The sequence below is a fragment of the Comamonas sp. genome, from assembly GCF_036666375.1.
GTDB lineage: Bacteria > Pseudomonadota > Gammaproteobacteria > Burkholderiales > Burkholderiaceae_C > Comamonas.
This window is the reverse complement of sequence record NZ_JAVWWA010000034.1, coordinates 31,374-42,030: the sequence shown is the minus strand read 5'-3', so window position 1 is coordinate 42,030 and position 10,657 is coordinate 31,374. Positions and strand designations below refer to the sequence as shown.

Below are 10,657 nucleotides of genomic sequence, written 5' to 3'. Positions count from 1 at the left end.
CCCAGCGTCGCCAGCACCGAGGCGGTGGCAATGCTTTCATGTATGCCCACGCCGAAGCGGCTGCCGGCCACATCGGGATGGGCCACTTCCACGATGCTCATTGCGCGCGCCTGGGCGCCGCCCTCCAGGCTGCGCTGCTCGTAGCTGTCCACGCGCAGCGCCGGGTCCAGCGCCGCGACCGTGGCCGCAATCGGGCCGTTGCCGCGGCCGCTGCGCTCGATCCCGCCGGCTCGCGCCATGTCGTCCAGCCGCAGTTTCAGCGTGTCGCCTTCGGCGCCTTCATGCAGGGTGTGGCCGAGGTAGCGGCAGCTGCCGCGCTGCAGCGCATCCAGATAGGTCTGCTGGAACAGCTGCCAGATCTGCGCGCTGGCGATCTCGGTTTCGCTGGCATCGGCGTGCTTTTGCACGATGGCGCTGAACTCGATCTGCATGCGCCGCGGCATCACCACGCCATGGTCGCGCTCGAGCAGGTAGGCAATGCCGCCCTTGCCGGACTGGCTGTTGACGCGCACGATACTGTCGTAGGTGCGGCCCAGGTCCTTGGGATCTATGGGCAGGTAGGGCACGCGCCAGGGGCCGTCGGGCTGCTGCGCGGCAAAGCCCTTGGCAATCGCGTCCTGGTGCGAGCCCGAGAACGCGGTGAACACCAGATCGCCGACATAGGGGTGGCGCGGATGGATGGGCAGCGCCGTGCATTCCTCGACGATGCGCGCCACGCCCGCGATGTCGGAGAAGTCCAGGCCGGGCGAAATGCCCTGCGTGTAGAGGTTCAGCGCCAGCGTCACCAGATCCAGGTTGCCGCTGCGCTCGCCATTGCCGAACAGGCAGCCTTCGACGCGCTGCGCGCCGGCCAGCAGCGCCTGCTCGGCGCAGGCCACGCCGGTGCCGCGGTCGTTGTGCGGGTGCACCGACAGCACGATGTGTTCGCGCCGCTGCAGCCGCCGGTGCATCCACTCGATCTGGTCGGCAAAGACGTTGGCGGTCGACACCTCGACCGTGGTCGGCAGGTTGACGATCATGGGGCGGGCCGGGCCCGCGTCCCAGGCCGCAATGGCCGCGTTGCAGACCGCGAGCGAGACCTCGAGCTCGGCCATGCAGAAGGTCTCGGGCGAATATTGCAGCACCCATTGGGTTTCGGGCGCGGCGTCGGTGAGCTCGCGCAGCAGGCGCACATGCTGCTCCACCATGGCGATGATCTGCGCCACGCTCAGGCCGAAGACCAGCTCGCGCCAGGCCGGCGCGATGGCGTTGTACAGGTGAACTATGACCCGGCGCGCGCCGCGCACGCTGCGCACCGTCTCGCGTATCAGGTCCTCGCGCAGCTGCGTCATGACCATGGGCGTCACGTCGTCGGGAATCAGCTGCTGGTCGACCAGCGTGCGCACGATGTCGAAGTCTGTTTTGGAAGCGGCCGGAAAGCCCAGCTCGATTTCCTTGAAACCCAGCCGTACGAGTTCGTTGAACAGCTTGAGCTTGCGCGCTCCGCTCATGGGCTCGAACAGCGCCTGGTTGCCGTCACGCAGGTCGGTGGACAGCCAGATCGGCGCCGCGGTGATGGTGCGCGCCGGCCAGCTGCGCTCGGGCAGATCGACGGGCGGCTGGGGACGGTACTTCTGTTGGGGATGGGAAAGCATGGGGAAACCTCGTCAGGACATGAAGGACATGCCTGATTTCCCCTGCTGGCATACGCAGCTGGCTGGAGTCGGGGTCAGGGGAAATCAGGACAGGTCATGGCGCAGGCGTCTGCGCACTGACCCCGACAAGGGGTCAGCAGCGTTAGTCGCAGGGGGCGTTGCAGGTTCATGACGTGGATTTCAAGGAAGAAGCCCAGATTAATCGCCGGCCGCAAGGCGGGCTCCATACAATTGGACGATCCCTATATGCAAATGGACATTCGATCACAGGAGCGCGTTTGCCTTCCCATCCATTGACCGAGGCCGACCCCCACGACCATTCGGCGTATTCCTCGTGGATGACGGGCGTGGCCGCCGACTACCCGGCCGGCTTTGCCGTCGATTTCCATCGCCATGCGCGCGGCCAGCTGCTGTGCGCGCTGGACGGCGTGATGGTGGTCGAGGCCACGACCGGCCGCTGGATCGTGCCGCCGACCACCGCGGTCTGGCTGCGGCCCCATGTCGGCCACCGCATACTGATGCGCAGCGCGGCGCGCATCTGCAGCGTGCTGGTGCTGCCCGATGCCGCGCGCGCCCTGCCGGACACCGACTGCGTGGTCCATGTGTCGCCGCTGCTGCGCGAGCTGATTTGCGCGGCGGTGGCCCTGGGCACGCAGGTCTGCGAGACGCCGCGCGGCGAGCTGCTGGCGTCCCTGCTGCTGCAGGAGCTGCGCGAGCCCGCGGCCCTGCCTTTCCATCTGCCCTGGCCCGACGACGCGCGCATGGCGGCCGTGTGCCGCGCGATCACCGACCACCCGGCCCAGGGGCGTTTGGCGCAGGACTGGGCGCAGTCGCTGGCGATGAGCGCCAAGACCTTCCACCGGCATTTCAGCAAGAGCACGGGAATGAACTTCGGCCAGTGGCAGCTGCAGGCGCGGCTGCTCGGTGCCATGGCGGCCATCGTCTGCGGCCAGCCCTTGATGCGCGTGGCGCTGGACTGCGGCTATGAAAGCCACAGCGCGTTCACGCAGGCGTTCAAGCGCCAGTTCGGCCTCACGCCGTCGAAGTTTCTGCCCGCACCGCCGCCGCCACGCGCCTGACGCCCGGGGAGGGGGCTGCTCAAAGGCGTGCGCGATATGCCGCCGGCGTCTCGCCAAAGCTGCGCCGGAACAAGCCGATGAAGGCGCTTGCGGTCGAATAGCCCAGGTCCAGGGCGATGGCCGTCACGGGCATGCCCGCGGCAAGCATTTCCAGCGAGCGCATCAGGCGGGCGCGCTGCCGCCAGGCGGTGAAATTGAAGCCGGTCTCGAGCACGAATCGCCGGCTCAGCGTGCGCGAGCTGACGCCCGCCCAGTCCGCCCAGCGCTGCAGATCCCGGTCGTCGGCGGGGTCGGCGATCAGCGCCTGCGCGATGCGCTGCAGCCGTGGGTCACGCGGCAGCGGCAGGCCGAAGGGCTCGACGGGCAGGCTGCGGATCTCCTCGAGTATCAAGGCCGCAACATGCGAGCGCGCCGTCCCCAATGGTTCCAGAGAGTCCGGGGCCCAGGAGCAGGCCCGCAGCACGGCCTCGCGCAGCAGGCCGGAGATGCGAATGGTGCAGGCCTGCTGCGGCAGGTCGGCGCAGGCGGCTTCGGCGACATAGACGCTCCAGCCGTTATACGGGCCGTGCGATCGGCCCGAATGGAGGGTGTGTGGCGGCAGCCACACGGCATGGATTGCGGGCACTATCCACATGCCGTTTTCCAGTCCCACCGACAGCAGTCCGCGCAGCGAACCGAACAGCTGACCGCGCGCGTGCCGGTGCGGGCCGGACGCCAGCTCCTCCTCCAGGCTTGCGCCGGCCGCAAGCACGATGGGGCCGGCCGGCATGTCGACGAAGTCGCGCAATTGCAGTATCGGATCGGACATGGTGAACATGGCGGCTGGGAGCTATTGAATGGCCGATGAAGTTTACAGCCGCCACGGGGTTTGTCCTTAGGCTGGAGGCCACATATTCAGGAGAGCCGCCCATGCGCGCACAGGACATCCTTCCAGACGACGTCAACGAAGTTCACATCAACGGCACGACCATACGCAAGGGCACGGTCGGCGCATTTCTCGCCAACGCCGCGGCCCTGGACGATCCCGCCCTCATGGGCCAGGACCGCCTTGCCGTGCTGAGCGCCATCGAAGCGGCGCTTCCCGCGCTGCGCGCGCTGGGGCTGTTCAACGTGCTGGAGATCAGGAATCCGCAGCTGCGCGCCTTTGTGGAGGCGCGGCCATGACAGACCAGCCGGACCTGGACCAGCTCTATGCGCCGCCTTCCGAGATGATCCAGAAGGCGGTGCTCGACCGGCTGGTCGATTTCCACATGGAATACCTCAAGGTCGCGACCTTCTTCTGCCTGGCCACGGGCAGCGAGCGCGGCCTGGACGCCTCGCCGCGCGGCGGCCCTGCCGGCTTCGTGCATGTGCTGGATCCCCACACGGTGGCCTTTGCCGACTGGCCCGGCAACAACCGCATCGAGTCGCTGCGCAACCTCGAGCGCGACGAGCGCATCGCCATGCTGTTCCTGTTTCCCGGACTGGAGATCTTCCTGCGCATCAACGGCCGCGGCCGCGTGTCGACAGCCGTGGAACTGCTGGACGAGCTGCGGGAGAATGAGCGCCGCCCCAAGACCGCGACCGTGGTGCGCATCGATGAGGTACTGCTGCACTGCGGCAAGGCCATCAACCGCGCGGGTCTGTGGAGCGAAGGCGCGAGGAGCGAGCGCGGCGCGCTGCCGACGGTGGGGCGCATGATGGCGGCGCTTGCCCGAATGGGAGACGCCCCGACCGAGATCGGTGAGGCGCAGGTCGAGGAGATCAACGCGCATTACGACCATGCTGTCCGGCATGACCTGTACTGACACCGGCGCCGCCTCTGCCGACGACGGCGCGCGTCTTCAGCCCGCCTTCAGCCGGCCTTCAGCCCAGACCCAGATTCCGTCGCTACCGTGACTCACGGCCTGCCCGGCCTCACCTTTCTGATGTCAGAGCGCGCGGCGTCGATCTCCGGCTGCGAACATCTGAACGACGGCGGCACCGTGCCCACCGCCTGATGCCCGCGGCGCCTCAGAGCGTGAAGTCGTAATCCACCGTGATCGGTGCGTGGTCCGAGAACTTCACATCCTTGTAGATGTGCTCGGCGCGCGCCAGCGCGGCCGTGGCCGGCGTCGCCAGGTGGTAGTCCAGGCGCCATCCCACGTTGTTGGCATAGGCCTGGCCGCGGTTGCTCCACCAGGTGTAGCAGGCGTCGGTGGTGTCGGGGCAAAGGTGACGGTAAACGTCAATCAGGCCACCTGTAGGCTCGCTTGTGTGCAACAAAGTTGTCATCCAGCTGCGTTCCTCGGGCGTGAAGCCGCTGTTTTTCTGGTTGCTGCGCCAGTTTTTCAAGTCAATGTTCTGGTGGGCGATGTTGATGTCGCCGCACAGGATGAACTCGCGCTCGCCTTTCATGCGCATCAGATGCGTGTGCATTTCGGCGAGGAAGCGGAACTTCGCGCTCTGGCGCAGTTCGCCCGACGAGCCGCTGGGAAAGTACGCGCTGATGATCGACAGCTTGCGCGTGGGCGTGTCGAAGCGCGCCTCGACATAGCGGCCCTCGGCGTCGAACTCGTGCGAGCCGAAGCCTATGACCACGTCGCTGGGTTCGTGGCGGCTGTAGATGCCCACGCCCGAATAGCCCTTTTTCTCGGCAAAATGGAAGTGCCCGCGCAACTCGGCGAGCACTTCGAAGCGCCCGGCTATATCAGCGGCCTGGGCCTTGACTTCCTGCACGCAAATACAATCCGGCGCAGTGGCCGCGATCCAGGACTCGACGCCTTTGGTCGTGGCGGAGCGGATACCGTTGAGGTTGAGGCTGGTTAATTTGAACAAGGATGGATCCAATGGTGATAGGTGACGCGCGTCAGGACGACAAGAATCTTTTGGCGCTGGAATTTGTGCGGTTTGCGGTGGACGCAGGCGTGCTGCGCTTTGGCGAATTCAAGACCAAGGCCGGGCGCATGAGCCCGTATTTCTTCAATGCGGGCCTGTTCGACGACGGCGCGAAAATGGGTCGGCTGGCAGAATTCTATGCAAAAGCCATCATTGCCAGCGGCGTCGAGTTCGACATGGTCTTTGGTCCTGCCTACAAGGGCATTCCCTTGGCCGCGACCGTGGCCGTGGAACTCGCGCGCCAGGGCCGCAACGTGCCGTTCGCCTATAACCGCAAGGAAGCCAAGGACCATGGCGAAGGCGGCAGCCTGGTCGGCGCGCCGCTCCAGGGCCGGGTGCTGATCATCGACGACGTGATGTCGGCGGGCACGGCCGCGCGCGAATCGATCGCGCTGATCAAGGCCGCGGGTGCGATTCCCCATGGCGTGGCGATTGCGCTGGACCGCCAGGAGATGGCCACCGAGAATGGCCAGGACGTGGCGCACAGCGCGGTGCAGTATGTGCGCCACCAACTGGGCATGCAGGTCTGCACCATTGCCAACCTGGCCGACTTATTGCTTTATCTGGACCAGGGCAGTGGTGATGCAGGACAATCCATGCAGGAACACCATGCGCGCGTGCTGGCCTACCGCCAGCGCTATGGAGTCAACGACAAGGGGTAATCCGGTTCATGCATTTGGTGTCCATCATCGCGAGAGTCTGGGGGGCGGCCTTGGCCGCGGCGGCCGCCGTCGTGGCTGCTCCGGCGATGGCGCTGAATGCGCCCGAGGTGGGCATCTACAGCTGCACCGATGCCCAGGGCCGGCGGCTGACCGCCGACCGCCCGATCGCCGCCTGCGTGGACCGAGAACAGCGCCTGCTGGGGCCCTCGGGCGTGGAGCGCACGCGCATAGGCCCGACGCTCACCGAAGCCGAGCGCGAGGCCCAGGCCGCACAGCGCCGCCAGCAACTGCAGGCCGAGCAGCGCGCCAGGGACGAAATCCGGCGCCAGCGCGCGCTGGCCTACCGCTATCCCGACAAGGCCGCGCACGATGCCGAGCGCGCGGCGGCCCTGGCCCAGATCGACGATGTCGCGGCGCTGGCGCAGCGGCGTGTGGACGACCTGCGCACGGAGCGCCGCAGGCTCGATACCGAAATGGAGTTCTACGCCAAGGACCCGGCGCGCGCGCCCGTGGCCTTGCGCCGCCAGATCGCGCAAAGCGACGAGGGGCTGGCCGAGCAGGCGCGCTATCTCGCGACCCAGGAGCAGGAAAAGCGCCGGCTGCAGCAGCGTTTCGACGCCGAGCTCACCCAGCTGCGCCAGCTGTGGGCTTCGCCCCCCTGAGGCGTTTTCAGCGCTGGCGCTTGCCGCCGCGCTGCTGCTCGGTCCTGAGCAGGCGCAGCACCAGCTGCAGCATGAACGCCGCGCCCCAGGCAATCGCGCCTATGAACAGCGCCAGCGATACCAGCGTGTCGGTGCTCATCAACTGTGCCAGCGCCGCGTCGGTCAGAAAGCGTCCATAGCCGGAATAGGCGGCGTAGCCCCACCAGACCAGCGCGCCCACCGCGTAGGCCCAGGCAAGGCGCCGCGCCGTGCGCCCCTGGGGCGAAGCCGCGAGCACGGCCGAGGCCGCGCGCTGCACGCGCCAGACCGCGGCCAATGTGATGAACAGCGCGGCCAGCACCGAGGCATAGAGGCGGGCAAAAGGGTAATCAGACCAATCCATGGGGCCAGAGCATAAACGCTGGCCCCGACCCCGCAAGAGACCGGGCGTCAGGCGGTGGCTTGTGCGTCCTGCTGCGTGCTCAGCCAGCGCTCGAACGCCTGGCGCATGTCGGCGCCCAGCAGGTGCTGGAAGCTGCGCTTGTCGCTGAGGTACATGCAGTGGCGTATGACTTCATAGGGACTCATGGCGTCGGTAGGATGCAGCAGCTCGAAATGCTTCTTGTAGTCCTTGACGGTGCTGATGTGCGTGCGCATGCTCTGGTTGAAGCCGGTGCGCGTGAGTCCGGGGCGGAAACTGTTGATTTCCTGGGTGAAGCTGTCGACCTTGTGCGGTGCGAACTCGAAACCGTTGAAGAAATGGTTGGCGATGCGCAGAAAGCCGAAGGCATCGAGCTGCTGGCCGCGCGTGGCGGACGGCGCGCTCGCGAGTGCCGGGGTCGAGCCGTCTTCGTCGTGCGAAGTCTCGCTCGAGCGCGGCGCCGGAATGCTGGGCTGCTCCTCGGCTTCGAGTTCCTCGTAGGCGTTGGGGCTTTCGGCCTCGGCCAGTTCCTGGGCCGTGGCATCGCGGATTTCGCGGAACTCGCGGTCGGCGAGCTCGAACAGCGCGGCCAGCGTGTTGATGCGGCGCTTGAGGCTGCCGGGAATCGACTTCTTGTACTTGATCTGGTGATCGAGCACGCTCCAGGAGTCCTGGATGATGGTGCGGATCTGCACTTCGACGCGCGAGTCGGCATAGGACGCGTACTCGGGCAGGTTGCGCCGGGCCGCGCCCAGGCGCAGGTCCAGATGCAGGCCCTTGTAGCCGAACTCGCCTTCGGTGCTTTCGAGCGAGGCCGACTTGTCGGTGGTATCTATGACTTCGAAATGCTCGGACAGCACTTTCTTGACGCGGTGCACTTCGTCTTCGTAGAGACACACGATGCGCAGGCCTATCAGGTCGGTCACATGCTCCTGGATCGTATAAGGCTGCTGCGTGGCTTCAAGCGCCAGCAGGTATTTGCTCTGGAACTTGTGGATGCACTCTTCCCTGTCCTTGACGCGGGCTTCGATCTTCGACAGCTGCAAGCCCGGAACCTGCTTGAGCAGCGAGCGAGCCAGCGCCGCGAAAGTCTCCTTGGCCTCTTCCAGCGAATCGAGGTGCTGGTCGTAGAACTGGCGAAAGAGCTTTTTCTCAAGCTTGAAATCCAAAGAGGGCATAGAAACGGGAAATCCTGGGAAAGAAAGGAGACAGGTCGCGGCGACGGGCGGCGACCTGCGGTGGCGCGGGGGCTGGCGCGGCCTGGGGTGTCAGACGGTGCGCCACACGGTGGCGCCGCTGCCTTGCGCGGGCAGCGCGTGTATGCCCAGCACCGGGGCATGGCGCTGCAGCTGTTCCTCGATCAGCGCAATCTCCTCGTCGGAGGCCGCGCCCTGGCTGTATTCGCTGGCAATGCCCGCGGCCGTGAACGAGGACGCATCGAACTTCTGCACGATGTGGCGGAGCTTGTCGAGATCGAGCTGGGCAATGGTGGTACTCATGGCTGTGTCCCTTTCTGTCATCGCAATCAAACCCGTTGCGACCGAGCCCATGCCGGTCGTTTCACCAGCATAGTGTAGGTCAGAGCGGGCATGACAGGGAGGCCTGGCGCTGCAGACGCGGCATGCGCTTACGCAGCGCAGAATGGGCAATGGTCCCGAAGGCCGCAACCGGATCGAGGTTATCGGCGTGCCGCAATCCTGCGGCAATTATTCCGTCCTGGCCAGTTCCTCCATCAGCGCCTCGCGGATCAGCGACGCAATGCGCGTCGCCAGATCGCCGCTGACCTGCCAGTGGCGCTGGTTGACCGACACCACAAAGCCATGCGCCATGTCGGGCACATGGCGGCTCAGCGCGTAGCAGATCGCCTGCTCGCGCACGCTTGCCAGACGGGCTTCTGGCACGGAGGCCGGACCTTCGAGGTCTTCCGAGTCCAGGCCGGAAGACCACATGCTCTGTTGGTGGAGATGAGCGGGCGCGAGGAGTGCGGACATACAGATGCTCCTGATATCTGAGCGTGAAAGGGGGCACGACGGTGTTTCTGCATGCAATGCCGCAACATCCGTGCCATCCGCTTCAGCCGCACCAGCCCTTCCGGGAGAACTCCCAAGTATTTGATTTCATTGGGTTTTATCGGGCGCCGCAAGCATGTCGCGTGACGGCGTTACGTCGCTTGTCACGTTACCTGGGACGTAACGCCGGGGCGCACGGGCCAACCCATGTGTCGCCGGGCGGACCCTAGCGCAGCTGGAGCAGCGCGCGAATCACGTCGCTGCGAGTGATCAGGCCCGCGAGCTGGTGGCCGCGCAGCACGGGAATGAAAGCCACGGTGTGCTGGGCCAACGTGCCCAGCAGCTCGCCCAGCGGCGTGGCCTCCTGCACGCAGATTTCCGGCGCGCGCATCAGCTTGCGCACGGTCGCGGCCGGCGTGCGCGCCTGCAGCAACTGCCGCCAGCGGCTGCGCCGGTGGCCTTCCCAGAGCCAGTCAAACAGGTCGGAGCGCAGCAGCAGGCCCAGCAGTTCGCCTTGCGCGCCGACCACGGGCAGGCTCTTGACCAGATGGCGGTGGAACAGGTCGGCGACGGTTTCCAGCGAGTCCGTGGGGGCGACGGTCAGCAGCTTGGCCGACATGACTTCGCCGCAGGTCACGGCCGCAAATCGCCGCTGTATCGCCTGCTCTTCGGCCGCGGCCAGCAGTTCGCCCAGGTCGTCGGGGCTCAGGTTGTACGACTGGTCGAAGCGCGTGAGCAGGGCCGCGAGCTCATCGTTGCTCAGCGCCAGCCGGCCCGCGGCCGGCGTGCGCGCCTGTGCGGGCGGCTTGTGGCGCAGCGGATAGATGCGGCGCGTCGCGCGGTGGTAGAAAACGCCGGCCAGCACCAGCGCCAGCGTCAGCAGAAAGACGGTGGCAATCAGATGCCAGCCCAGCGGCACCAGCTTTGCCGCGGCCAGCACGACCAGCAAGGCCATCGCGCCGCCCGGCGGATGCAGCGCGCGGCACATCAGCATCACTGCAATCGCCCCGCCGACGGCAATGGCTTCGGGCCAGGGGCTGGGCAGGTGGGGCAGGGCGGCAAGCAGCAGCAGGGCCCAGAGCGCCGACAGCGTATTGCCCATGATTGCCGGCCAGGGCTGGGCCAGCGGGCTGTTGGGCACGGCAAACACCAGCACGGCGCTGGCGCCCAGCGGCGCGAACAGGAACAGCAGGCCGTGGGCCGCGCCTATCCAGACCAGCAGGCCCGACAGCGCCAGGCCCAGGGCCGCGCCCAGCGAGCTGTGCAGCAGTTCGCTGCTGGACGGGCGCTGGGCCAGCGGGCCCCAGCTGCCCAGGATGCGCGTGAGAGATTGCATGACGACGGGGCAACGCCGC

13 protein-coding genes are annotated in these 10,657 nt (G+C 66.7%); 5 read left to right on the top strand and 8 right to left on the bottom strand.

The features are described 5' to 3' along the window. Positions 1–1,634, bottom strand: a 1,634-nt coding sequence (locus RR928_RS10800; protein WP_332682486.1) for a 2-isopropylmalate synthase, incomplete at its 3' end; no start/stop codon positions are given. Positions 1,635–1,912: 278 nt separating this feature from the next. Here RR928_RS10800 and RR928_RS10795 point away from each other — a divergent pair. Continuing rightward, the gene (locus RR928_RS10795) at positions 1,913–2,713 is read left to right on the top strand and encodes an AraC family transcriptional regulator (RefSeq protein WP_332547931.1); all 801 of its coding nucleotides are present in this window, start codon (positions 1,913–1,915) and stop codon (positions 2,711–2,713) included. Between the two features lie 19 nt (positions 2,714–2,732). Here the strand turns inward: RR928_RS10795 and RR928_RS10790 are convergent, their stop codons facing one another. Then, complete coding sequence (locus tag RR928_RS10790; RefSeq protein ID WP_332536872.1) at positions 2,733–3,521, bottom strand: AraC family transcriptional regulator; 789 nt, start codon at positions 3,519–3,521, stop codon at positions 2,733–2,735. A 101-nt stretch (positions 3,522–3,622) separates the two neighbouring features. On the opposite strand from RR928_RS10790, the gene RR928_RS10785 reads away from it, so the two are divergent. After that, positions 3,623–3,877 carry a hypothetical protein gene (locus RR928_RS10785; protein ID WP_332536874.1) on the top strand — a complete coding sequence of 85 codons (255 nt, stop codon included), beginning with the start codon at positions 3,623–3,625 and terminating at the stop codon, positions 3,875–3,877. Further along, positions 3,874–4,500: an MSMEG_1061 family FMN-dependent PPOX-type flavoprotein gene (locus tag RR928_RS10780; protein ID WP_332682483.1), complete on the top strand. Its 627-nt coding sequence runs from the start codon at positions 3,874–3,876 to the stop codon at positions 4,498–4,500. The genes RR928_RS10785 and RR928_RS10780 overlap by 4 nt, the downstream gene beginning before the upstream one ends. A gap of 205 nt (positions 4,501–4,705) precedes the next feature. Here RR928_RS10780 and RR928_RS10775 read toward each other — a convergent pair whose 3' ends face one another. Next, the gene (locus RR928_RS10775) at positions 4,706–5,509 is read right to left on the bottom strand and encodes an exodeoxyribonuclease III (protein ID WP_332536876.1); all 804 of its coding nucleotides are present in this window, start codon (positions 5,507–5,509) and stop codon (positions 4,706–4,708) included. 11 nt (positions 5,510–5,520) lie between these two features. Between RR928_RS10775 and pyrE the strand changes: the two genes are divergently transcribed. Together pyrE and RR928_RS10765 are read left to right on the top strand one after the other, a co-directional pair. Continuing rightward, on the top strand, positions 5,521–6,231 hold the full coding sequence (gene pyrE, locus RR928_RS10770; protein WP_332536878.1) for an orotate phosphoribosyltransferase: 711 nt from the start codon (positions 5,521–5,523) through the stop codon (positions 6,229–6,231). 8 nt (positions 6,232–6,239) lie between these two features. Then, positions 6,240–6,893, top strand: coding sequence for a DUF4124 domain-containing protein (locus RR928_RS10765; protein WP_442881475.1), 654 nt, complete (start codon positions 6,240–6,242; stop codon positions 6,891–6,893). A 7-nt stretch (positions 6,894–6,900) separates the two neighbouring features. Here the strand turns inward: RR928_RS10765 and RR928_RS10760 are convergent, their stop codons facing one another. The 5 genes from RR928_RS10760 to RR928_RS10740 form a co-directional block, all read right to left on the bottom strand. Continuing rightward, complete coding sequence (locus tag RR928_RS10760) at positions 6,901–7,275, bottom strand: hypothetical protein (RefSeq protein ID WP_332536880.1); 375 nt, start codon at positions 7,273–7,275, stop codon at positions 6,901–6,903. Between the two features lie 47 nt (positions 7,276–7,322). Beyond that, a complete protein-coding gene (locus RR928_RS10755) occupies positions 7,323–8,471 on the bottom strand; it encodes a GTP pyrophosphokinase (RefSeq protein ID WP_332536882.1) in 1,149 nt (382 codons plus the stop codon). 90 nt (positions 8,472–8,561) lie between these two features. Next, entirely contained in the window at positions 8,562–8,792 is a 231-nt protein-coding gene (locus tag RR928_RS10750; RefSeq protein WP_332536884.1) for a hypothetical protein, read from the bottom strand. A gap of 207 nt (positions 8,793–8,999) precedes the next feature. After that, positions 9,000–9,242, bottom strand: a complete 243-nt coding sequence (locus RR928_RS10745; protein WP_332536886.1) for a hypothetical protein — start codon at positions 9,240–9,242, stop codon at positions 9,000–9,002. A gap of 286 nt (positions 9,243–9,528) precedes the next feature. Continuing rightward, complete coding sequence (locus RR928_RS10740) at positions 9,529–10,638, bottom strand: HPP family protein (RefSeq protein ID WP_332682480.1); 1,110 nt, start codon at positions 10,636–10,638, stop codon at positions 9,529–9,531. Between the last annotated feature and the right edge of the window lie 19 nt (positions 10,639–10,657).